This window comes from Arthrobacter pullicola (genome assembly GCF_014836875.1).
Classification (GTDB): domain Bacteria; phylum Actinomycetota; class Actinomycetes; order Actinomycetales; family Micrococcaceae; genus Arthrobacter_B; species Arthrobacter_B pullicola.
Genome location: NZ_JACSQC010000005.1, coordinates 190,777 through 213,794, shown reverse-complemented (window position 1 = coordinate 213,794; position 23,018 = coordinate 190,777). Strand labels below are relative to the sequence as shown.

Sequence of the window (23,018 nt, the reverse complement as noted above, 5' to 3'; positions counted from 1 at the left end):
CGTGCAACCGGCTCTGGGACAGTGCGTTACGCGGTGGGGGACCCGCCGGTGTTTCCGGGCTCGTCATCGGCGGCCTCGACGACGGCGTGCTCGGCGCGGCGGACACTGATGCGGTCCAGCACGAGCGCAAGAATCGAGCCAAGTGCGACGCCGGGAAGCGCGAGGATCACGAAGAAGAAGCCCAGAACCGACTCACGGGTGTACTGCGCGTTCTCCGGTCCGGTGTAGGCCATGATGATGGCCACGACGAAGGCGGCAACCGCGCCCAGCACCATAAAGGGAACGAAGCGGGGAGCTCGGCGAATGGTGATCTCGCGCCGCTCAGGGCTGTGCTGCTCTGAAGTCATACGGGAATTCTACCGGGAGTAGAGGCTACTGCCCGACGCCGGCGCCAAGCTCCGGGAACAACGGGAGGCACTCGTTAAGGTCGGCGCGAAGCCCCGAGGCAGAGACTTTCCCGGCGGCGACGGCTCCGGCCCAGGATTGGGCGCCGGTTACCAGGGCCAGCCAGGTGGCGGCGTCTGTCTCCACCACGTTCGGCGGCGTGCCGCGGGTGTGGCGGGGACCCGGGATGCATTGCGTAACGCCGAACGGCGGCACCCGGACTTCCACGCTGTTGCCCGGCACCCGCTCGGCCAGCTCTTCGAGGGCATAGCGCACGGCGGTCGCCGTCGTTGCGCGGTCCGTTCCGCCGGCAGCCGCCGCAGAGAGCGCTGTCCTGCCGTCGGCGGCGGAGATCCTGCGTCGCGCCACGCCTTAGTCCAGCAGCGCGGTGACGGGGGCGGCGAGCCGGAGGCTGCCGACCGGGTTGCCGCCGCCGAGGACCGGAGGCACCACCTTGGCGAGGACCTTGAAGACAGCCTCCGGATCGATCGCGCCGCTGGCTGCGAGCAGGGTCAGTCCAACCAGTGTTGCGGCCCGTCCATTGCCGTCGAGCATCTTGAGCGCCACGGAAGCGCCGGTGCTGGTACCCAGGACCAGGACACCTTCGGCGCCGCTCTTGGCGATGACCCCGAGGTCCTCCATGACCGTGGTGTTTTCCTTGCCGGCACCGTGCACGGCCCAGGGGTAGTCGAGCATGGCGGTGGCCACGGTTGCGGCACGCGCGTCACCGTGTTTGCCGGACGGGGCCTGGGCCAGCCGGCCGATTCCCCGGGCAAGGCCGGTCAGGGATACCGCAGCCAGGGGTGCGCCGCAGCCATCGACGGCCCAGTGGGCCGGCGTCTCACCGCAGTATTCTTCGACGACGCGGGCCACGCCCTGCTGCATCGGATGCCGGGGGTCCAGGTATGTGCCGGTGTCCCAGCCGTTTTCGGTGCACGCCCACAGGAACGCGGCATGTTTGCCGGAGCAGTTGAAGGCAATCTTCTGCTTGCCCTTACCTGCACGGATCAGTGCTGTCCGGGCTTCCTCATTCTGCGGCCAGTCCGCCGGGCACTGGAGGTGGTCTTCGGTCAGGCCTGCGGCCTCCAGCATGCCGCGGACGACGTCGGTGTGTTCCTTGGCTCCGGTGTGGCTTGCCGCGGCGAGTGCCACCTGCGGTCCGCGCAGGGGAACACCGGCCTGCATGGCGGCAACCGCCTGGAAGGGTTTGAGGGAGGACCGGGGGAAGACCGGCGTCGTAATATCGCCGAGGGCGGTCACCACCGACCCGTCTCCGGAGAGGACGACGGCAGACCCCGCGTGCCGGGACTCAATGAAACCGTTGCGTTCCACAACGGCGAGTTCGACGGCATCAGCGGCAGTAAAAGTGGCAGACATACTGCCAGTCTACGAAAGTCCGGCGCGCAGCCCGGGACGCACGCACTGAAGCGGAACGGGTTGTTGCCGGCAAGGAGACCGGACGGTAGCTTTGCGCCCACAGAGACGGCTGCAAGGGAGGATCCGCGGTGGCAGGAAACAACCCGGCCGGTCCCGCCCGCTGGGACGGGACGTGGTCCGGAAAAATCAGGCGGCGCGCGCGGTGAGGCAGGGGAGCGATGACCGCCCCGGCACAGCCGTCGTGCCCGTCTACCTCACCGCCCGCCGGCGGAGCCGTTGCATCCGCCACCATTTACTATCCGCCTGCCAGCGGCGCGTGGGCAACGCTTCAGGGTCAAACCGTCCGGCGGGATGCCGTCATGCTTAGTCCGCGGCTTTTACGGTGCCGCGTTCCTGCCATACGCTGAATGATTGTGAAGGTTCTCGTTGTCGGCCCCGGTGGCCGCGAACACGCCATTGTCCGGGCATTGCTGGCCGATCCCTACGTTTCGGAAGTCCATGCGGCTCCCGGTAACGCGGGAATCGCCCAGATTGTGCCAGTCCATCCCGTCAACGCCAGCGATCCCGCGGCCGTGACCGAACTGGCCCGCAGCCTCGGTTCAGAGCTGGTGATCGTGGGGCCGGAGGCTCCGCTCGCCGCCGGCGTATCCGATGCGCTGCGCGACGCCGGTGTTCCGGTCTTCGGCCCGTCCCGCGAAGCGGCGCAGCTCGAAGCCTCCAAGGCGTTCGCCAAGCAGATCATGGCCGCAGCCAACGTCCCCACGGCCATGGCCCGGGTTGCTGCCACAGCCGAGGAAGCGGCAGACGCGCTGGACACCTTCGGTGCGCCCTACGTAGTTAAGGACGACGGGCTTGCCGCCGGGAAGGGCGTCGTCGTCACTTCCGACCGGGATGAGGCAATCGCGCACGCGCAGGCCTGCTTCGACGCCGGCGGCACCGTGGTGATCGAGGAATACCTCGACGGACCCGAAGTCTCCCTGTTTGTCCTCTCAGACGGTCGGCACGTGGTGCCGCTCGCCCCCGCACAGGACTTCAAGCGCATCTTTGACAATGACGAAGGCCCCAACACCGGCGGCATGGGTGCTTACTCGCCGCTGGAGTGGGCCCCGGCAAATCTGGTGGACGACGTTATTGCCCGCGTCGCCCAGCCGACAGTGGATGAAATGGCGGCCCGCGGCACCCCGTTCGTGGGCGTGCTGTACTGCGGACTGGCCCTGACCTCCCGCGGTATGCGCGTCATCGAGTTCAACGCCCGCTTCGGCGATCCGGAAACCCAGGCGGTCCTGGCCCGGCTGAAGACCCCGCTCGGCGGGCTGCTGCTGGCAGCGGCCAAGGGCGAACTGGACGCCATGGAGCAGCTGAAGTGGGACGCACGCACGGCCGTCGCCGTCGTCGTCGCCTCCGAAAACTACCCTGACACTCCGCGCACCGGTGATCCGATCCTGGGCCTGGTGGAAGCGGAAGCGATCGAAGGCGTGCACGTGCTGCACGCCGGAACCCGGCTCGACGCCGCGGAAATCGTCAGCGCCGGGGGCCGGGTGCTCGCCGTTGTGGCCCTGGGCCAGGACCTGGTGCAGGCCCGGGATCTTGCCTATGCGGGTGTCGCCGAGATCGGTTTGGAAGGTTCGCAGCACCGCACCGATATTGCACTCAAGGCTTCACTCGGCGAGATTGTGGTGCCGGCTGGCAGCGCGGGCATCGACAATGAGAAGGAACTTTCATGAGCCAGGCACCGCAGCTGCAGGGCTGGAAGCACATCTATTCCGGGAAGGTCCGCGACCTGTATGTTCCGGCTGGCGAGGACGCTCCGGATGACCGGGTGCTGGTGGTCGCAAGCGACCGGATCAGCGCCTACGACCACGTCCTTTCCAGCACCATCCCGGACAAGGGCCGGATCCTGACACAGCTCAGCCTGTGGTGGTTCGACCAGCTGAAGAGCATTCCCAACCACGTGATTTCTGCCGACGAAGGCGTTCCGGCCGAAGTCGCCGGGCGGGCCATGATCTGCAAAAAGCTGGAGATGTACCCGGTGGAAGCCATCGCCCGAGGCTACCTCACCGGGTCCGGGCTCATCGAGTACAAGAACTCGCAGACCGTTTGCGACGTGCCGCTGCCAGCCGGCCTGGTGGACGGCTCGCGGCTGGAGCCGGCAATCTTCACGCCGTCGGCCAAGGCAGAGGTGGGCGAGCATGACGAGAACATTAATTACGACGCCGTCGTCGCCGCCGTGGGTGCCGAGACCGCCGCGAAGATCCGCACCCTGACGCTGGAAATCTACACGACTGCCGAGGCGGTTGCCCGGGAGCGGGGGATCATCCTGGCGGACACCAAGGTGGAGTTCGGGCTGGATCCGGCTACCGGACTGGTCACTCTGGGCGATGAGGTGCTGACCCCGGATTCCTCACGGTTCTGGGATGCGTCCCTGTACGAGCCCGGCCAGGCCCAGCCGTCCTTCGACAAGCAGTATGTCCGGGACTGGCTGACCTCCCCCGAGTCCGGCTGGGACAAGGCTTCAGACACGCAGCCTCCCGCCCTGCCTGCCGACGTCGTCGAGCGCACCCGCGCCCGCTACGTCGACGCGTACGAACGGCTTACCGGAAAAGCGTTCGTCTAGCATCTCCTGAAAACGGCCCCGGGATTTCCCGGGGCCGCTTTGTTTCAGCCCCGGAAGGTCAGGTGCACCACGCCGCTTTCCGCCGTTTCCGCACTGACGTCGTAGGCGTCTTCGAGGCCGCGGAGCCCCTCCCACAGGTTGATGCCGCGGCCCAGCAGGATGGGGGTGATGCCCACATGCAGCTGGTCGACCAGACCGGCCTCCAGAAATGACTTGACCACCGTGGGGCCCCCGCCCACCCTGACGTCCTTGCCCGCGGCAGTTTCCGTGGCCAGGTCCAGCGCTTCTTCGGGGGAGGCGGTGAGGAACTCGAACCGGGTACCGTTAGCCATTTCGATCAGCGGGCGCGGCGTATGCGTCAGGACGTAGACCGGAACGCGGAACGGAGGCTCTTCGCCCCACCAGCCCTGCCAATCCGGATCATCGGGGAAATTATGCAGGCCAAACATGCCGGCCCCCATGATCTCAGCCCCGATCTCGTCGAAGTAGGCCTGGGCATACTTGTCATCCACGCCCGTAGTCCCTTCGCCGCCGGTCTCGAGCAGTACCCGCTCGCGGAAGGTCCGGGTGGCTGCATACGCGCCGACGAGCCGGCCCCAGTCCTGGCCGAACGGGTGCTCCGGTGTCTGGTCCGTGGTGGTGGCGTATCCGTCCAGGGAAATGTTGAGGTCAACGCGAACAGCCATGGCGAGGCTCCTGGGCAGCTAGACAGAGAGTGAACCCGAGCCTACCGCCGGGACCGGATGATTCAAGGGCGCCCGGTCGAATGGACTCAGCTCAGCCGGAATACGCATGCCTTGCCGGTGGGTTCCGGCTGGGCGGCGGGATCGAACCATCAAAGGGCAGCAAAAAAGGACCCGCTGAAAACAGCAGGTCCTTCTTTGTTTTGGTCGGGGTGACAGGATTTGAACCTGCGACCTCGTCGTCCCGAACGACGCGCGCTACCAAGCTGCGCCACACCCCGTAACCACTGCTTCGGAAGGTTTCCCTCCCGGCGAAGCAACTTTACAAGTGTACTCGACAACCTGCGGGAGAACGAAATTCAGCTCCTGGGCAGGCGAAACACACTAGACGAGCGAATCCTGCCAGGCGGCGTTCAGGGCAGCGAACCGTCCGGTGCCGCTGGTCAGCTCCTTCGGTGTGCCGTCCTCAACCACCTGACCGTCAGCCATGACCAGCACCCGGTCGGCGATCTCCACGGTGGAGAGCCGGTGGGCGATGATCAGCGCTGTCCGGCTGCCGAGCAGGGTCTTCAGGCCCTGCTGCACCAGCCGCTCGCTCGGAATGTCCAGGGAGGACGTTGCCTCATCCAGGATGAGCACCGCCGGATCGGCCAGGAAGGCCCGGGCAAAGCTGATCAGCTGCCGCTGCCCGGCGGAGACCCGGCCGCCGCGCTTGTTCACATCGGTCTCATATCCTTCGGGCAGGGACTCGATGAATTCATGCGCACCCACGGCCCGGGCAGCAGCCTCGATTTCCGCCGGCGAGGCACCGGGTTTACCCAGGGCAATGTTCTCCGCCACCGACCCGCTGAACAGAAACGCCTCCTGGGTCACCATCACGACGGCGCGGCGCAGGTCCCGCTGGGTCAGGTCCCGCAGGTCCACCCCGTCCAGCAGCACAGCTCCGGCCGAGGGGTCGTAGAAGCGGGCGATCAGCTTGGCCAGCGTCGACTTCCCGGCCCCCGTTTGGCCCACCAGGGCCACCGTCTGCCCGGCAGGAATGTGCAGGTCCATCCGCGGCAGGATCACCGGACCGTCCCCGTAACGGAACTCCACACCGTCGAACTGGATCTCGCCCTTGGCTTCCTTGAGCTCCACCGGATGATTCGGCGGACGCACGGTGGGTACTTCCTCCAGCAGGCCGGACACCTTTTCCAGGGCGGCGGAGGCGGACTGGAACGAGTTGTAGAACATCGCCATCTGGTCCACCGGCTGGAAGAAACGCTTGGTATACAGCAGCAGCGCCAGCAGCGCACCGACCTCCAATCCGCCGTCGAGCACCCGGTATCCGCCCACCAGCAGCACCAGCGCCACGGTGGAATTGCCGATCAGGATCAGGCCCGGCTGGAAGACGCCGTTGAGGTTGATGGAGCGCAGCGTTGCCCTGCGGTAGTCCTCCGCCAGCTCGTCATTCTTGCCAGCATTGACCTTCTCCCGGCGGAACGCCTTCACAGCGCGGATGCCGGTCATGGTTTCGATGAAATGCACGATCAGCCGGGCGGAGGTGACCCGGGACGCGCGGTAGGCAATCTGGGAGCGCTTCTGGTACCAGCGCGTGAGCAGGTACATCGGAATGAACGCGGCGCAGAGCAGTACCCCGGTGCGCCAGTCCAGGGCAAAGATGCTGACCGCGACGAAGAGCATGTACATGGCCCCGGACGCCAGCGAGCTGATCCCCGAATCGAGCAGTTCGCGCAGCGCCTCCAGGTCCGAGGTCTGCCGGGAGATGATCCGCCCGGAGGTATACCGTTCGTGGAATTCCAGGCTGAGGCGCTGGGTGTGCCGGAAGACCCGCAGCCGCAGGTCCAGCAGCATCGCCTGGCTCAGCTGCGCGGTGGAACGGACATAACCGGCGGTTAGTGCCGCTGCCAGCACGGCCGCGAGCAGGTAGGTGCCGCCGGAGAGCAGCAGCGGCACCGGGCTGCCGCCGCCGTCGTCGTTCCCGTTCAGGGCCGGAAGTGCATGGTCGATGCCGTAGGCGATGATCGCCGGACCGGCCACGCGGGCGGCCTGGGAGATGACGACCAGGAGGATGGTGAGGATAAAACGGCTGCGGTTCGGGCGCAGCAGGGAACGCAGCAGGGCCAGGGAACGACGCCGGACGGCCTGGTTTTCCGCCTGGTCCAGGTGGAGGTTGTCCTCACCCGCGGTTCCGGTGGCTGCTGCCGGGCCGGCGTTCGCCCCAGGTAGGGCAGCGCCTCCGCGGCGGATGCTGAACCGGCTCACAGGACTACCTCATCTTCGTCATCGGGTTCCAGCTCGCTGTCCAGATCCTGCGGCGTGGCCGGGAGGCTGGCGATGACATGCCGGTAATGCTCGTTACCGGCCAGCAGCTCGGCGTGGGTGCCCACCGCGGAGATCCGGCCGCCCTCCAACAGGGCCACGCGGTCCGCGAGGCTCACCGTGGACGGCCGGTGCGCCACCACCAGGGTGGTCGTCTCGGCCAGGACCTCGCGCAGGCGGTGTTCCACCAGCTCCTCGGTGCGCACATCGAGGGCAGAGAGCGGATCATCCATAATCAGGACGCTGGGCTGGGCGGCGATGGCCCGGGCCAGGGCTATCCGCTGGCGCTGTCCGCCGGAGAGGCTGAGGCCTTCCTCCCCGATCAGCGTGTCAGCCCCATCCGGCAGCGAGTAGACGAACTGGGCCTGCGCCACGTCCAGGGCTTCGCGCAGCAGCAGCTCCGCTTCGGCGTCGTTGGCTGGATCGGCACCCAGCAGGACGTTGTCCCGGACAGAGCTGGAAAACAGGGTGGTGTCCTCGAATGCGACGGCCACAATGGAGCGCAGCTCCTCCAGGGCATACTCGCGCAGGTCGACGCCGTCGATCCGGATGGTTCCTCCAGTCACGTCGTACAGCCGGGGGACCAGCTGCAGCAGAGTGGACTTCCCGCTGCCGGTGATCCCGACCAGCGCCATGGTTTCACCGGCTCGCAGTTCCAAGGTGACGCCGTCGAGCACGTCCGGCCGATCCCCGGCAGCATCCGGATAGGCGAAATGGACGTCCTTGAAGGCCAGATGGCCTCGTACCGCCTGCGGGCGCCGGGGCTGCGGCGGATCCGTAATGGTGCGTTTGGCGTCCATGACCTCGAAATGCCGGTCGATCGCGGTCTTCGCGGTGAGGGTCATGGAGAGCAGCGGGCCCATGGATTCGACCGGACCGGCTACGACGGCGGCCGTGGCGAAGAACGCGACCAGGGCACCGATACTCAGGTCCCCTGCGTTGACCAGCAGGATGCCCCAGACCAGGGACACGGCAAGCGCGGCTTCGGGCAGCAGGGTTACCACCAGGGAGAACTTGGCCAGCGAGTTCGCCTTGAAGACCTCGGTCTGGCGCAGCCCCTGGGCCTGCTCCTCGAACGCGTCCAGGGCTTCGGAGCTGCGGCCGAAGGCCTTGAGCACGCGGATACCGTGGACGGATTCCTCTACGGTGGTGGCCAGGTCCCCGGCCTGGTCCTGGCTCTGCCGGGACACCTTGCCGTAGAAGCGCCGGAACCGGAAGCCGTAAACGATGATCGGGACGGCAGCCAGCAGAAATACCAGCGCCAGCTGCCAGCTCGTGAAAAACATGATGGTGACGCCGATGACCACGGTCAGGACGGTGACAATCAGCATCATCGCGCCGAACGCCATCCAGCGGCGAATAAGGTTCAGGTCGCTCATTGCACGGGAGAGCAGCTGGCCCGATCCCCACCGGTCATGGAACGCGACGGAGAGGTCCTGCAGGTGCCGGTAGAACGAGGTGCGCAGGCCGGTCTCCACGGTGGTGGCGGGGGCGATCGCGAACTGCCGCCGCAGGGCCATAAAGGCTGCTTCCAGGATGCCGAGCAGCGCCACGATGCCGGTGGCCCACCACAGTGCGGAGGACTGCGCCCCGGGCTGCAGATAGGAATTCACCAGGATCCGCAGAACCTGCGGGATGGCCAGCGCAACGATGCTCGCACCAATGGCGCAGAGAAAGCCCAGGAACAGGCGCGGAAGAATCGGCTTGATATGCGGGTACAGACGCCCCAGGGACTGCCACAAAGTTGTCTGCGGGGGCATGGATCCTCTTCGTGCCGGGCTGGCCGCACGGTGGGCGCGGGCCGTGTTACCGCTCAATCGTAGGCCACAGCACCCGCGGGGCAGAACGGTGCGGGGCAGAACGGCGAAGCGGCTTGGCGCAGGCGCCTACCGGCCGTACCGTCAGCCGGCTGGGGGAGTGAGCGTGAGGAGGACGGCCTCCGGCCGGCAGGCGAAGCGGACCGGAGCGAAGCGGGAGGTGCCGATGCCCGCGGACACGTTCAACGGAACAGTCCGCCCGTTGTGCTCCCAATCGGTGAGGCCCTTGGCCCGCCAGGTCGGCAGGTCGCAGTTGCTGACCAGTGCACCGTACCCCGGAATGCAGACCTGCCCGCCGTGGGTATGCCCGGCGAGGATGAGTTTCGCGCCGCCGTCGGAAAAGTAGTCCAGCACCCGCTGATACGGGGCATGGGCCACGCCGATCCGCAGGTGCCGGGCGTTGCCTGAGGATGAGCTTCCCGCGGGGAAGCCGGCGTAGCGGTCGCGCTTCAAATGCGGATCGTCCACGCCGGAGAAGTCCAGCCGGAGTCCGCCCAGGACCATCGACTGGTTCCGGTTGGTCAGGTCCAGCCACCCGGCGTTGCCGAAGGCGGAGAACATCTGACCGTAGGGGATTTTCTGGGGGTCTTTGCGCAGCTTGGACGGTGACGTGAAGTATGTGAACGGGCTCTTCAGCACCGGTGCGTAGTAGTCGTTGGAGCCGGGGACGAAGACGCCCGGGAACCGCATCAGCGGCTTCAGTGATTCCAGCAGGGGCGGAATCGCGTCCAGATGGCTGAGGTTGTCCCCGGTGTTGACCACCAGATCCGGTTCGAGGTCTGCGAGGGAGCGCAGCCAGCGGGTCTTGCGGGCCTGCCCGGGCACGTAGTGGATGTCAGAGAGATGCAGGACCCGCAGGGGTTTGCTGCCCGCAGGCAGCACGGGGACCGTTTCGGTGCGAATGCCGAAAAGGTTCCGTTCAATCAGCGAACCGTAGGCGAAAGCGCCGGCACCGGCAGCGGCGAAGCTGCCGGCAACCCAGGCAGCGGATTTCAGGGCCGGGAGTGTGTTGGCGGTTGTCAAGGTCAGTCGTTGTCCTGGCCGTTGCCGTTGTTCCCGGAATTATTGTTGTTGCCGTTGTTGTTCCCCGGCCCGGAATTACTGGGTGCGGGCGCGGGGTTGGAGCGCGGCGGCGCCGGCGTCTGGCCGATGATGCTGGCCGGCGGGTTGGTGAACGGATTGGCTTCGTACTGTCCGGCCACACGCTGGATGAAGTTCTTCCAGGACGGGCCCGCGATCAGCGAACCGTCGACCTCCGGGTAGATCCTTCCGCCGATCAGCTTGTCCGACATGGTGGTGTTGTTGGACTTCCAGTTGCCGATCCAGGATGCGGTGGAGAGGCCGGTGCTGTAACCCATGAACCAGGTCTGCGAGCGGGTGTCGTTGGTGCCGGTCTTCCCGGCGATGGGGACACCGACCTGCAGATTAATACCGGAGCCGTTGGTCATCACGCGCTGGGTGGCCATGTTCACGCCCTGCGCGACTTCCTTCTTCATGACCTGCTCGCAGTCCTGCTCCGGTACCGGCAGCTCGGTTCCCTCCGGGGTCTTGACGGATACCAGTGCCCGCGGTTCGCACTTCAGGCCCTCGGCCGCGAAGGTGGCGAAACCGGTGGCCATGGCCAGCGGGGAAGCGTCGCCGCCGCCACCGAAGGTCGACGGCGGATTGACTTCGAGCATTTCCCGCTCGCCGGAGGCTCCCTTGCCGTTGTGGACGCCGGCCGCGAAGGCAATCTCCTGGAACTTGCACAGATCCAGTTCCCGGGCCTCGGCCAGGGTGATGGTGTTGTAGGAGTTCGCCAGGCCGTCGATGACGGTGGTGGTCTTGTAGTTGGTGTCGCCGTAGTTGATCGGCGTCCATTCAGTGGTGCTGACGTACGCCCCGCCGTAGCAGCTGGCATTCCAGGGCGTCCCCACCGGGTAGGTCCGCTTACTGCCGTTCAGGGTGGCGTTCAGTGTCTTGCCCGCATCCAGCCAGGCCGCGACGGTGAACGGTTTGTACGTTGATCCGGGCTGGAACCCACCCAGCCCTCCGAGGTACTTGTTCGGATCACCGTCTTGATATTGGTCCACGTTGAAGTTCTGCACCGAGTTTCCGTCGGCCAGCTCAGGCGTGAACCGGGTGTTCTGTGCCATCACCTTGATGGCACCGGTGCCGGGCTCGACGCTGACCATGGAATGGCCGATCTCGGCGTCGGTGGTATCCGGGTTCGCGGTCTCATTGATCGCGGTCTGCGCGGCGTTCTGCAGCACCGGGTCCAGGGTGGTGGTGATGCTCAGGCCGCCGCGGTAGAGCAGCTTATTCCGGTCGTCGTAGGTGGCACCGTAGCGCTCATCATTGAGCACCAGCTGCTTGACGTAGTCACAGAAGTACGGCGCCTGTTCGGCACCCACACAGCCGTTGAGCACGGGGGTGAGGTTCAGTTCCAGGCCGGTGGCAACTGCTGCATCATGTTCTTCCTGCGTGATGCGGCCCTTATCCAGCATGGCGCCGAGCACCAGGTTCCGGCGTTCCAGCGAACGTTCCGGGTTCAGCTCCGGGCTGTAGTACGTGGGACCGTTGACGACGCCGGCCAGCAGCGCGGACTGCGCGATGCTCAGATCCTTGGCATCAACGTTGAAGAAGTACTTTGAGGCAGCCTGAACGCCGAACGTTGTTCCGCTGAACGGCACGATGTTGAAGTAGCCTTCAAGGATTTCGTCCTTGCTCAGCTCCTTCTCAACGGCGATGGCCAGCTTGATTTCGCGCAGTTTGTCGCCGACGGTTTTCTGCCCGCTGAAGACCACCTCCCCGCCCTCCTGCATGTTGGTATCGATGATCACGTTGTTCACGTACTGCTGGGTGATCGTCGAGGCGCCGCGGGTCCGGTCGGAGGTGACGTTGGAGACGACGGCGCTGAAGATGCCCTGCAGGTCCACGCCGCCGTGGTCGTAATAGCGGTCATCCTCGATGGCCAGCATCGCGTCCACCATGTGCGGGGACACCTCATCCAGCGTGACCGGCTGCCGGTTCTCCTCATAAAGGGTGGCGATCAGCGAGCCGTCGTTGGCGTAGATCTTAGAGGGCTGAGCCAGGGCACCGCGCTGGAGTTCGGAGGGCAGCTGATCGAAGAACTGCAGCGATCCGGAGGCGGCCGTGCCGGCAGCAGCAGCTGCGGGAACCAGCAGCCCGGCGGCGAGCACGCCGCAGAGTGTGCTCACACCAAAAAAAGCGACAATTTTGCCCAGCGTGGTAGCCGTGTCAAAAAAAGGAGATTTGCGAGCTGCCATGCCGATCAGTCTACAAGCACACGCTAGTCTTTGGATCATGAGCAAATGGGAATACTTCATCACGCCGCTGCCCCTCCACACTCCGGGCGCGGTCCTGAACATGCACGGCGAAGAAGGCTGGGAACTCGTGCAGATCACCCCGGCCCCCAACGGCACCGGAGCCGTGGCCTACATGAAGCGGGAGAAAGCCTGATGAGCGCCGGACCGGAGGCTGTTTCCGCCGTCGAGCGCCGCCTGGCTGAACTGGGCCTGGCACTCCCCGGCGTGGCGGCACCCGTCGCTGCCTACGTTCCGGCGATTGTGACCGGAAACCACGTGTACACCTCGGGCCAGCTGCCGTTCATTGACGGTGCGCTGCCCGCGTCCGGCAAGGTCGGCGCGGAAGTCTCCGCAGAGGACGCCAAAGCGTATGCTGCGCGCTGCGCCGTGAACGCCCTTGCCGCGATCAAGGCACAAATCGGCGACCTTGACCGGGTGACCCGGATCGTTAAGGTCGTCGGCTTCGTGGCGTCGGATCCGTCCTTTACCGGACAGCCCGGCGTTATTAACGGTGCCTCCGAACTGTTCGCCCAGGTCTTCGGCGAGGCAGGCAGCCATGCCCGTTCCGCCGTCGGCGTTGCCGTACTTCCGCTGGATGCTCCCGTGGAAGTGGAAGTGATCGCTGAATTTGCCTAGTTTTCCCACCCGCTACTTCCAGTTGCCTCCGTGGCAGGAGGCAGCTGCTGAAAGCTGGTTTGAACGCGGGGAAACCGCCCCGCGCAAACCGCGGCCGGCGTCGTCGGTTCTCTTGCTGCGCGACTCCCGTGAGGGCGCGGAAACGTTCCTGCGGTACCGCACCGGCGAGTCCCCGCTTGGGAAGATCGCGTTCCCCGGCGGCAGCCTGGAACCGGCCGACGACGACCCCGTGCCCTGGTACGGTCCCTCGCCCTCGGACTGGGCCAAGGCCCTGGGCATGGATGATCCGCAGCAGGCCAGACGGCACGTGGTGGCGGCGATCCGCGAGCTGTTCGAAGAGACCGGAGTGCTGCTTGCCGGACCGGATGCGTCCACGCTGCTGGAGAGTAACCGCGGACCGGACTGGATGGCGGCCCGCGTGGGCATCGCCGCCGGGGAGAAGTCCTTCCCCGAACTCCTTGCGCGCCGCGGGCTGGGGCTGCGCACCGACCTGCTGCGTCCGCTCTCCAACTGGCGGACGGCGGACTTTGCGCTACGCCGCTTTGATACCCGCTACTTCGCCGCCGTCCAGCCCATCGGCCAGGAAACCTCCCTGCTTGAGGGCAAGGGCATCTGGGGCGAGTGGCGCATTGCCGCCCGTGAAGCGGAGCGGCAGAACACCACCGGGCTCGGGGACGAAGTGGGTCAGCCGGACACCGTCGGGCTGACACTGGACCAGCTGACGGTCCCGGCCGTGCTGCTGATGATAGAGAAGCTGGCGAAGGCCCGCGGCTGCATCGCCTACCTGGCGCACCGCCGCCCCACTGCCGTGTACCAGCCTGAACTGGTGGTGGCGGACGGCAAATACGTTTTGCAGGTCACCGGCAACGATGCGGCGGAAGGCTCCGGCCAACGCGGCCGCTAAGCGGCCCGCACAACAGAACGGCACCGTCTCCCTCGGGAAACGGTGCCGTTCTAATCTGCTGTGCGGGGCCTAGCGGGAGCGCTGGCGCAGCCGCTGCACATCCAGGATGACGACGGCGCGGGCTTCGAGCCGCAGCCAGCCGCGCTGGACAAACTCTGCAAGGGCCTTGTTCACGGTTTCACGTGAAGCACCAACCAGCTGGGCCAGCTCTTCCTGGGTCAGCTCGTGAGCCACCAGGATGCCGTCCGTCGCCGGGCGGCCGAAGCGGTCGGCAAGGTCCAGCAGCGCCTTGGCAACGCGGCCCGGAACATCCGAGAAGACCAGGTCCGCCAGGGACTCGTTGGTTCGCCGCAGGCGGCGGGCCAGGGCCTGGAGCAGCTGGACGGAAACCTCGGGGCGGGTCTCGATCAGGGCACGCAGGTTCTCGTGCCGCAGTCCGGCAAGCCGGGTCTCCGACACAGCGGTGGCCGTGGCGGTCCGGGGACTGGGGTCAAAAAGGGCCATTTCGCCAAAGAGCTCACCCGGGCCGAGAATGGCCAGCAGGTTCTCGCGGCCGTCCGGGGCCGAACGCCCCAGCTTGATCTTTCCGGACACGATGAAATACAGCTGGTCACCCTGGTCGCCCTCGCGGAAGACAGAGGCCCCGCGCGAAAGATCGACCTCGGTGAGCTCGTCGGTCAAAGCGGCGAAGACGTCGTCTCCCAGTGAGGCGAACAAAGGCGCACGGCGCAATACCTCGATATCCATGAAATCTCCTGTAAATAGTTGTCGCTTGTACTATCTTGCCGCACTGAACGTCCATGTGACACCCGTAATAGCGTTGTTCGCCCTCGGATGATAAAAAGCGCTGCCGCCCTGTGGCGCGGGCAACACCGCCATGGAATCGTCGGTCCTGCCCGCTAGACTCGGGGATTACGGGGCTCTTCCCTGGCAGCCGCACGCGTAATTACATCCTATTGGAGCTCTTTGTGCTCGGACTCACCGTTCTGGACATCATCCTGCTGCTTGCCCTGGTTTTCTACCTTCTGTCCGGCCTGCGCAACGGACTGGCCGTAACTCTTGGAGGAATCGTCGGCTTCGTCGCCGGTGCCGCTGCCGCCTTCTTTGCCATTCCGCTCGTGTCGGGCTGGGTACCTGACGAAGGCTGGCGGCTGGCGGCGGTGATTGCCACCGCCGTCGTGCTGGTCCTGGTGGGTCACGCCGCAGGCGCGGCCCTGGGGGCGGGAGTCCGCCGCTGGTTCAACTTTGCGCCGCTGCGCGCCCTGGACCGGATTCTGGGCGGGGCCTTGAACGTCCTGGTGGCAGCCCTGGTCATGTCCATGCTCGCGTTCAGCATCGGCACGCTGGGCATGCCCTTCCTGTCGCAGCAGATCGCTTCCTCCCGCGTCCTGACCGTGATTGAGACGGTCACGCCGACACCGGTCAAGACCTGGGCCGCGCAGATCCGTTCGTTCACGCTCGCTGAGGGGCTGCCCCGGATCTTCGACGGCGCTGCCCCGCAGGCGGCGGAAATACCGGCGGAAGGAATCAGCTCCGAGGCGCTCACCGCCGCCTCCGGCTCAGTGCTGAAAATCACGGGCACGGCGTTCCAGTGCGGGCAAAACCAAACCGGCTCCGGGTTCGTCATTGCCGAGGACCGGGTGGTCACCAACGCGCATGTGATCGCCGGGGTCAGCGAACCCGTGGTCCAGGTGCCCGGCGGCGGCGTGCGGCCGGGCCGGGTGGTGCACTTCGACCCCGCGCGCGATCTGGCCGTGATCGCGGTCGAGAACCTCGACGCGGATCCGCTCCAGCTTGGAGGAGAGCTTCCCTCCGGAACCACCGCCGCCTTCGCCGGGTACCCGGCCGGCGGCCCGTTCCGGCTGCAGCCGGCCAAGGTCCAGAATCTGGGCGACGTCTCGGTCCGCAGCATCTACGGCACCTCGCCGGAGGTCCTGGAGGTGTACACCCTGGCGGCCAACGTCCAGCAGGGCAATTCCGGCGGGCCGCTGCTGGACATCGACGGACGTGTGGCAGGCGTGGTGTTCGCCAAGACCACCGGGGACCAGCCGATCGGCTACGCGCTGTCCCTGGCCGAGCTGGCACCGATCGCCGAGGCGGCGCCGGGCTACCTCAGCCCGGTGTCGCCCGGCGAATGCATCAGCGAGTAGCTGCGGGCAGCTGCCGCAGGCTTGTTACTGCCCGGCCTTGGCGTCCAGCGACGCGGCGAGGTAGTCCACGGCCATCCGGTAGCCGGCAATTCCGGCACCGCAGATCACAACCTCCGCGACTGCGGAGATAAACGAATGGTGGCGGAACTCCTCCCGCTTGTGGATGTTGCTCAAGTGCACTTCCACCACGGGCAGCCCCACACCGGAGAGCGCGTCCCGGAGCGCCACGGAGGTGTGGCTGTACGCGGCCGGGTTGATGATGATGGCGTCGGCGAGCCCCGGCGCACCGTGGATCGCATCGAGCAGGTCACCCTCGTGGTTGGACTGGATGCAGTCCACTGTCCAGCCGTGCGCCTGCGCGGCGGCGACGGCGGCGGCTTCGACGTCGTCAAGGGTGTCCGTGCCGTAGACGGCAGGCTCGCGGGTGCCCAGCAGGTTCAGGTTGGGGCCGTTCAGGACCAGGAGGTTGCGTGTGCGTTCGGTAGTCATGGGGTCAACTATGCCGCAGCGACCGGGGTGGGCCCGCTCTGTGACCGGGTGCGGGTCATCCGGCCGGCCGCCAGTGCGCCGCCGATGGTGATCAGCGACATCAATGCCAGGACCGCGCCGGGATGCCACCAGGCCGCACCCGTCGCGTTGGAGAAGAGCTGAGTGACCGCCGGAGTGAACCCGGCCAGAATCCCCGCGAAGCTGTAGGCGAGGGACATGGCGGTGAAGCCCGTGCGTGCCGGGAACAGGTCCGCCATCAGTCCGCCCAGCGCCGCCCAGGCCGCCGTCGGGAAGATGCCGCCGATCAGGATGGTGAGGATGTAGACCGGCTGGTTGGCGATGCTGATCAGGTAGTACAGCGGGAAGGAAATCAGCAGGGTGCAGGCGGCGCCGGCCGCCACCACCTTCGCCGAACCGATTTTCGTGGCCAGGTAGCCGAACGCCGGAATGGTGGCCAGCTGCAGGACCGAGCCCACGAGCGCCGCGTTCAGCACGGTGGATTCGGAGAGACCCAGCTCGGATACACCGTAGGCCTGGGTATAGGTGGTCATCAGGAAATAGGAGCCGATGCCCAGCAGCGCGGCGGACGTTGCGATGATGACGGCGGCCCGCTGGGTGCGGAGAACTTCGAGGACCGGCACCCGGGCCACCTGGTGGTGCTCGGCGACGTCCTTGAAGACCGGGGTTTCATCGATGGCCAGGCGCAGGTAGAGGGCCACGGCCATAAACGGGAAGGCCAGCAGGAACGGGATGCGCCAGACGCCGGCTTCCATGGCTTCCGGGGAGACCTGCGTGAGGATCAGGAACGTGGCGGTGACCATGATCGTGCCGACCGGGGAACCGATCTGGGGGATCGCGGCGTAGAGGGCGCGTTTCTTTGGTTCGGCGTGCTCGCTGGCAATCAGCACGGCGCCGCCCCATTCGCCCCCAACGGCCAGGCCCTGCAGCAGGCGCAGGGACACCAGGAGGATCGGCGCCCAGGCCCCGATGGCGTTGTAGTCGGGCAGCAGGCCAATCACCCCGGTGGCCACACCCATCAGGACGATGGTGTAGATCAGTGACCGTTTCCGCCCGATCCGGTCGCCGATGTGCCCGAACAGCACGGCTCCCAGCGGCCGGGCGACGAAGCCCATGCCGAGGGACAGGAAGGCCAGCAGCGTGCCGGCCAGCGGGTCCACTGACGGGAAGAACACCCGGTTCAGGATCAAGGCGGCGGCCGTGCCGAAAACGTAGAAGTCGTAGGACTCCAGGGCGGTTCCGACGAAGGAGGCGCCGGCAACCCTGCGGGCCATCCGGGAACGCTGGGCGGGATTCACTGCTGCGGGGGTAGTAGACACAACTGCTGATTTTGCTATCTGCTCCCCGCTTTTGCCACCTGATGAGCCCAACATCACGTTTCGTTGCGCCGGCTTGGGTTCGTCCCCGTTCACCGCCACGGCCTGCGGGGATACCTTCTGTGCAGGTTCCTAGCCGGTGACGGCCGCCGGGGCATGGAAGCGCAGGACGGCCCGGCCGGCCTGCAGCAGACTGATGCCCACGCTGTCCGGTTCCGAGACGTATCCGTGCACCATGGCGCCGTCGCGCAGCATTACCAGCTGGCTGGCGGCGGCTTCCGGATCCGGAGCTCCCAGGCGGGCCACCAGTCCCGCCACCAGGGCATGGAACCAGGTGCGGTGCCGGTCAATGGCGGCGCGCACGGGATGCCCTGGGTCCGGGTACTCTGCTGCGGCGTTGATGAACGGGCAGCCGCGGAAACCCGGCCGGCAGGCTTCTTCACCCATGGCAGAGGCGAGGGCGGTCAGTGCCTCGCAGGGGTCGTCCGGGAGCGCTCCGGCCGCGTCACGGATTCGCCGGGACTGCTCCTCCAGGTAGGCGGCCACCAGGTCATCCTTCGTGGGGAAATGCCGGTAGAAGGTGACCTTGGTGGTGCCCGCCGCAGCGATGATTTTGTCAGCGCTGACGGCGCGGATGCCTTCGCGGTAGAAGAGGCTGCCGGCGGCGTCCAGGAGCCGCTCGCGGACCGGCCGGCCGTTGGCGGGGGTGTCGGGTGCCATGAATGGAGCCTCCTGCGGGTCATTGGCTTTAAGTAGACGTACTAGTTAGTCTACTTGGTGAGCGGCGGATAATCCCGTCCTCGCGCAAGCCATTTCCTACCCGAGGAGTTTCCATGAGCGCCCTTTACACAGCAGTTGCCACCGCCACCGGCGAGGGCCGGGACGGCGCGGCCCGCACCAGTGACGGGCTGCTCGAGGTGGACCTGGCCGTGCCGAAGGAAATGGGCGGAGCAGGGGGTGCAACCAATCCGGAGCAGCTGTTCGCCGTCGGCTACGCTGCCTGCTTCCACTCCGCGCTGAAGCTGGTTGCACGCCGCGCGAAGGTGACCATCAGTGACAGTGCCGTGACTGCGGAAGTAAGCATCAGCCCCACTGAGGAGGGCGGCTTCCAGCTCGCCGTGGCCCTGCACGCTGAGATGTCCGGCGTCGAGCAGGCCATGGCAGACAAGCTCGTTGAGGAAGCCCACCAGGTGTGCCCCTACTCCAACGCCACGCGGGGAAACATCAAGGTGGAGGTGGACGCCGTCGTCGGCTGACCTGCCTTTCGACCCACGACGCAACGGTGCCCCCTTCCCTGCTGGGAAGAGGGCACCGTTGCGTTGTGCGCAGGGCGGAGACTACTTGCGCAGCGACTCCGCGATCTGGGACATCACCGTGTTGTCCGCCAGCGTGCTCGAATCGCCCGGTTCGCGGCCTTCGGCCACATCCTTGAGCAGACGCCGCATGATCTTGCCGGAACGGGTCTTGGGCAGCTCCGGCACCACCAGGATGTGCCGCGGCTTGGCGATCGGGCCGATCTCCTTGCCCACATGGTTGCGCAGGGTCGTGACGATATCGTCGTCGTCCTTGGCACTGCCGCGCAGGATCACGAACGCGACCACGGCCTCGCCCGTGGTTTCGTCCGTGGCGCCGACGACGGCGGCCTCCGCCACCGAAGGATGGCTGACGAGGGCCGATTCGATCTCCGTGGTGGAGAGCCGGTGGCCGGACACGTTCATCACGTCATCCACCCGGCCGAGCAGCCAGATGTCTCCGTCCTCGTCCTTCTTGGCACCGTCGCCGGCGAAGTACATGTTGTCGAAACGCGACCAGTAGGTCTCCTTGAACCGCTCCGGATCTCCCCAGATGCCCCGCAGCATGGCGGGCCAGGGCTCGCGGACCACCAGGAAACCGCCGGAACCGTCCGGAACGGATTCGCCCATTTCATCCACGACGTCCACCGAGATGCCCGGCACCGCCACTTGGGCGGAACCGGGTTTGGTGGCCGTGACGCCGGGCAGCGGAGTGATCATGTGGGCGCCGGTTTCGGTCTGCCACCAGGTGTCGACGATCGGAGCCGGGATCTCTTTCTTTCCGCCGTTGGCGCCAATGACTGTGCGGTACCACATCCAGGCCTCGGGATTGATGGGCTCGCCCACGGAACCGAGCACGCGGATGGAATCCAGGTTGAACTTCCCCGGAATGTCCCGGCCCCACTTCATGCACGTGCGGATCGCCGTCGGCGCCGTGTAGAGGATGCTGACCTTGTACTTCTCCACGAGTTCCCACCAGCGGCCCTGGTGCGGGGTGTCCGGGGTGCCCTCATACATCAGCTGGGTGGCGCCGTTGATCAGCGGGGCGTACGTGACGTAGCTGTGGCCGGTGACCCAGCCGATGTCCGCCGTGCACCAGTACACGTCGCTCTCCGGCTTGAGGTCGAAGGTTGCCCGGTGGGTGAACGCGGTCTGCGTCAGGTAGCCGCCGGTGGTGTGCAGGATGCCCTTGGGCTTTCCGGTGGTGCCGGAGGTGTAGAGAATGAACAGCGGGTGCTCGGAATCGTGCGGCACGGCGGTGTGCTCGGCGCTCGCGGAGGAGACGACGTCGTCCCACCACACATCGCGGCCCTCGGTCCACCCCACCGGCTCGCCGTTGCGCTTGACGACGACGACGTGGCCCACCGTGTGCCCGTCCTTCAGCAGCGACTCATCCACCGCTGGCTTCAGCAGGCTCGGCTTGCCGCGCCGGTAGGAACCGTCAGCTGTGACTACCAGCTTGGCCTCGGCGTCGTCGATTCGGCTGCGCAGGGCATCAGCGGAGAAACCGCCAAAGACCACGGAATGGACGGCGCCGATCCGGGCGCAGGCCAGCATGGTGATGACAGCTTCAGGAATCATCGGCAGGTAAACGGCCACCCGGTCGCCCTTGCTCACGCCCAGGGATTCGAAGGCGTTGGCGGCCTTCTTGACCTCTTCGGTGAGTTCCGCGTAGGTGTACGTGCGGGTGTCGCCCGGTTCGCCCTCGAAATAGATGGCGACGCGGTCCCCGCGGCCCTCTTCCACATGCCGGTCCAGGGCGTTGTAGGAGGCGTTAAGTTTCCCGCCCACAAACCACTTGGCGAACGGGGCATCCGTCCAGTCCAGGGTCTGGGTGAAGTCCTCGTCCCAGGTCAATAGCTGCCGCGCCTGTTTAGCCCAGAACTCCGGACCTTCGGCGGCAGCTTCCTTATACAGTTCAGGCTGTGCCACGGCGGCTGCGGAAAATTCTGCGCTCGGCGGAAAACTGCGGTGCTCATGGTACAGGTTCTCCAGCGCGTCACCATGCTGTTTGACCGGTTGCTGATCAGACATCGCGGACCCTTTCGATTGGCTCGAACCCGGCCTTGGGCCGGGCTGGCGCCCGGCCGGCGGGGGTTATTCGGATGTTGTCCCAACCCTAACGCGGGCGGAACGATGTTGTGGCACCGCTCACATCGGGCTCCGTCAAGCGGGGTAATTATGCGGTAAGCGGTAGCCTCCGCAGGCCGCCGGAGACGTGATCCGGGTAGTCTGTCCAGCCGGCGTTGACTAGGCTGTGACTGAAAGCAATCCGCTTGTGGCCCTGCGCATGCGGTGCCCTGCACGGTCGGCGCACCCGCCTTCCGGTTGGCTGCTGTCGGAACGGAGACCAGAATGAACCAACCCCATGTCGAGAACGAGGCCAGCACAGACGTGAATGCGCCAGCACCGCTGCAGGCCCCGGCAGAGGGTAGCCGGCAGCAGGCCGTCGCCGGTCCGTTCGGGCTGCGTGACATCGTGGTGGGCTCAGCCGTCCTGGTGATGCTGGTGGGCAGCGTGCTGCCCTTCACCATCGGCAGCGGACTGAACCTGTGGACGGCCTTCAGCCTCTTCTACGTTGGTATCGGCATCATCATGCCCCTGCTCGCCGCGGGCCTGTTTATTGCCCGGCGCCTGTCCCCGGACATGAAGCTGCGCATCGGGTCGCTGTCCGTGGACCAGTTCGCCTCCGTGATAGCCGTGCTGGCTGTCATCTTCTTCTTCCTGCAGCTGGTCTACGTCTTCAGCATTGGATCGCTGATTGGCTTGATCGGCTCTGTGGCGCTGGTGTCGGCAACGACCTTCGCGCCGCACATCCCTCCCTTCTCTGAAGAGTTCAAGGGCCGCACAGAAGTTCCGGCACACCCGGTGGCCCGGGATGCCCTCCCGCTGCACCGCGCGCCTAAGCCCGCCCCGGCTCCCAAGCCCGAGGGTCCCGCGGCGGGGACGCCCGCTGCCCCGGCTGCCGCCGGCAGGTTCGGCCGCAACCCGGCTGGAGCTGCCCAGGCAGGTGCCGGTCAGCCCGGTGCCGCGCCCGCCGGACCGGAGGCACGGGAGCAGGGCCAGGCCGCGTTCAACACCGGACGGCCTGCCCAGGCCGGAACTGACCAGCCGCGCACCGCGGCAACCGGCGCCGCCGGTGTGGCCGCTGCCGCGGGTGCCGCAGGCGCTGCGGGTGCTGCCGCCGGGACAGCTGCCGGAGCAACCGGCGAGACCGGAGCGGCTCCCACAACCGGCGCAGGAGCACGCGCTGCGGAAACCCCTGCGGCACCGGGTGCCGGCGGCCCCGCCGCCGCATCGCCGTCGGATGCCGCTTCGCAGAAACCTGCGGCCGACTCCCGGACACCGGCTGGGGAAGACGCCCTGCCCGCCACTACGGTGAACCCCGCCGTAGCGTCCGGTACGCCGTCGTCCAGCCAGCCTGCCACCCAGGCACAGGAATCCATTTCCGCCACCCGCGAAGAGAATGAGAACGTGGTGGAGGCCTTCTGGTTCGCCGTCGGGACTCCGCGCCAGATTGTTGACGAGCGGACCGGACTGCCGCTGTTCATGTTCTACCCGGGCGACTGGGAACTGGGGCTGGAGGACCGCGGCCACGAATTCCTGGTCCAGGACAAGCGCACCGGCCGCATCGGTGTGCTGCGCGACCTCACCAACATCGAGCGCGTCAGCGACGACAGCTCGGGGCACTAAATCCTTTCGATGCCC

21 protein-coding genes and 1 tRNA gene are annotated in these 23,018 nt (G+C 66.5%); 8 read left to right on the top strand and 14 right to left on the bottom strand.

Going from position 1 to position 23,018, the window contains the following annotated elements; translation table 11 throughout:
• Positions 1-26: 26 nt before the first annotated feature.
• Genes H9638_RS12195 through H9638_RS12185 form a run of 3 tightly spaced genes read right to left on the bottom strand, consistent with a single transcriptional unit; the run spans position 27 to position 1,761 of the window.
• Positions 27-347: a hypothetical protein gene (locus H9638_RS12195; protein ID WP_191747658.1), complete on the bottom strand. Its 321-nt coding sequence runs from the start codon at positions 345-347 to the stop codon at positions 27-29.
• Positions 348-372: 25 nt separating this feature from the next.
• Entirely contained in the window at positions 373-753 is a 381-nt protein-coding gene (locus H9638_RS12190) for a sterol carrier family protein (protein WP_191747656.1), read from the bottom strand.
• A 3-nt stretch (positions 754-756) separates the two neighbouring features.
• A complete protein-coding gene (locus H9638_RS12185; protein WP_191747654.1) occupies positions 757-1,761 on the bottom strand; it encodes an asparaginase in 1,005 nt (334 codons plus the stop codon).
• A gap of 413 nt (positions 1,762-2,174) precedes the next feature.
• On the opposite strand from H9638_RS12185, the gene purD reads away from it, so the two are divergent.
• Positions 2,175-3,485, top strand: a complete 1,311-nt coding sequence (gene purD, locus H9638_RS12180) for a phosphoribosylamine--glycine ligase (protein WP_191747652.1) — start codon at positions 2,175-2,177, stop codon at positions 3,483-3,485.
• Positions 3,482-4,375 (top strand): phosphoribosylaminoimidazolesuccinocarboxamide synthase, encoded by an 894-nt coding sequence (locus tag H9638_RS12175; RefSeq protein ID WP_191747650.1) that lies wholly within the window; start codon positions 3,482-3,484, stop codon positions 4,373-4,375. The genes purD and H9638_RS12175 overlap by 4 nt, the downstream gene beginning before the upstream one ends.
• Before the next feature lie 44 nt (positions 4,376-4,419).
• Here the strand turns inward: H9638_RS12175 and H9638_RS12170 are convergent, their stop codons facing one another.
• The 6 genes from H9638_RS12170 to H9638_RS12145 all read right to left on the bottom strand — a co-directional run bounded on the left by H9638_RS12170 (position 4,420) and on the right by H9638_RS12145 (position 12,466).
• A complete protein-coding gene (locus H9638_RS12170) occupies positions 4,420-5,061 on the bottom strand; it encodes a dihydrofolate reductase family protein (protein WP_191747648.1) in 642 nt (213 codons plus the stop codon).
• A 201-nt stretch (positions 5,062-5,262) separates the two neighbouring features.
• A tRNA-Pro gene (locus H9638_RS12165) sits at positions 5,263-5,339 on the bottom strand.
• A 103-nt stretch (positions 5,340-5,442) separates the two neighbouring features.
• Positions 5,443-7,308, bottom strand: a complete 1,866-nt coding sequence (locus tag H9638_RS12160; RefSeq protein WP_191747914.1) for an ABC transporter ATP-binding protein — start codon at positions 7,306-7,308, stop codon at positions 5,443-5,445.
• Positions 7,309-7,319: 11 nt separating this feature from the next.
• The gene (locus H9638_RS12155) at positions 7,320-9,140 is read right to left on the bottom strand and encodes an ABC transporter ATP-binding protein (protein WP_191747647.1); all 1,821 of its coding nucleotides are present in this window, start codon (positions 9,138-9,140) and stop codon (positions 7,320-7,322) included.
• Between the two features lie 141 nt (positions 9,141-9,281).
• On the bottom strand, positions 9,282-10,220 hold the full coding sequence (locus tag H9638_RS12150) for a metallophosphoesterase (protein WP_191747646.1): 939 nt from the start codon (positions 10,218-10,220) through the stop codon (positions 9,282-9,284).
• Positions 10,221-10,222: 2 nt separating this feature from the next.
• Complete coding sequence (locus tag H9638_RS12145) at positions 10,223-12,466, bottom strand: transglycosylase domain-containing protein (RefSeq protein ID WP_225217349.1); 2,244 nt, start codon at positions 12,464-12,466, stop codon at positions 10,223-10,225.
• Positions 12,467-12,503: 37 nt separating this feature from the next.
• Here H9638_RS12145 and H9638_RS12140 point away from each other — a divergent pair, with 37 nt between their 5' ends.
• Genes H9638_RS12140 through H9638_RS12130 form a run of 3 tightly spaced genes read left to right on the top strand, consistent with a single transcriptional unit; the run spans position 12,504 to position 14,045 of the window.
• A complete protein-coding gene (locus H9638_RS12140; RefSeq protein ID WP_151723881.1) occupies positions 12,504-12,659 on the top strand; it encodes a DUF4177 domain-containing protein in 156 nt (51 codons plus the stop codon).
• Positions 12,659-13,141, top strand: a complete 483-nt coding sequence (locus tag H9638_RS12135) for a RidA family protein (protein WP_191747644.1) — start codon at positions 12,659-12,661, stop codon at positions 13,139-13,141. The genes H9638_RS12140 and H9638_RS12135 overlap by 1 nt, the downstream gene beginning before the upstream one ends.
• Positions 13,134-14,045 carry an NUDIX hydrolase gene (locus tag H9638_RS12130; RefSeq protein WP_191747643.1) on the top strand — a complete coding sequence of 304 codons (912 nt, stop codon included), beginning with the start codon at positions 13,134-13,136 and terminating at the stop codon, positions 14,043-14,045. Before H9638_RS12135 ends, H9638_RS12130 begins: the two co-directional genes overlap by 8 nt.
• Before the next feature lie 69 nt (positions 14,046-14,114).
• Here H9638_RS12130 and H9638_RS12125 read toward each other — a convergent pair whose 3' ends face one another.
• The gene (locus H9638_RS12125; RefSeq protein WP_055239104.1) at positions 14,115-14,792 is read right to left on the bottom strand and encodes a Crp/Fnr family transcriptional regulator; all 678 of its coding nucleotides are present in this window, start codon (positions 14,790-14,792) and stop codon (positions 14,115-14,117) included.
• 221 nt (positions 14,793-15,013) lie between these two features.
• Here H9638_RS12125 and H9638_RS12120 point away from each other — a divergent pair, with 221 nt between their 5' ends.
• Positions 15,014-16,195: a MarP family serine protease gene (locus H9638_RS12120; protein ID WP_191747642.1), complete on the top strand. Its 1,182-nt coding sequence runs from the start codon at positions 15,014-15,016 to the stop codon at positions 16,193-16,195.
• Between the two features lie 24 nt (positions 16,196-16,219).
• Here H9638_RS12120 and aroQ read toward each other — a convergent pair whose 3' ends face one another.
• From aroQ to H9638_RS12105, 3 genes are all read right to left on the bottom strand, one after another.
• A complete protein-coding gene (aroQ, locus tag H9638_RS12115) occupies positions 16,220-16,684 on the bottom strand; it encodes a type II 3-dehydroquinate dehydratase (protein ID WP_191747641.1) in 465 nt (154 codons plus the stop codon).
• Between the two features lie 8 nt (positions 16,685-16,692).
• Complete coding sequence (locus tag H9638_RS12110) at positions 16,693-18,021, bottom strand: MFS transporter (protein WP_318241868.1); 1,329 nt, start codon at positions 18,019-18,021, stop codon at positions 16,693-16,695.
• A 129-nt stretch (positions 18,022-18,150) separates the two neighbouring features.
• A complete protein-coding gene (locus tag H9638_RS12105; RefSeq protein WP_191747637.1) occupies positions 18,151-18,738 on the bottom strand; it encodes a TetR/AcrR family transcriptional regulator in 588 nt (195 codons plus the stop codon).
• Positions 18,739-18,851: 113 nt separating this feature from the next.
• On the opposite strand from H9638_RS12105, the gene H9638_RS12100 reads away from it, so the two are divergent.
• On the top strand, positions 18,852-19,274 hold the full coding sequence (locus H9638_RS12100; protein ID WP_191747635.1) for an organic hydroperoxide resistance protein: 423 nt from the start codon (positions 18,852-18,854) through the stop codon (positions 19,272-19,274).
• 81 nt (positions 19,275-19,355) lie between these two features.
• Here the strand turns inward: H9638_RS12100 and acs are convergent, their stop codons facing one another.
• Positions 19,356-21,344, bottom strand: coding sequence for an acetate--CoA ligase (acs, locus tag H9638_RS12095; protein ID WP_191747633.1), 1,989 nt, complete (start codon positions 21,342-21,344; stop codon positions 19,356-19,358).
• Between the two features lie 321 nt (positions 21,345-21,665).
• Between acs and H9638_RS12090 the strand changes: the two genes are divergently transcribed.
• A complete protein-coding gene (locus H9638_RS12090) occupies positions 21,666-23,003 on the top strand; it encodes a hypothetical protein (RefSeq protein WP_191747631.1) in 1,338 nt (445 codons plus the stop codon).
• Positions 23,004-23,018 lie beyond the last annotated feature (15 nt).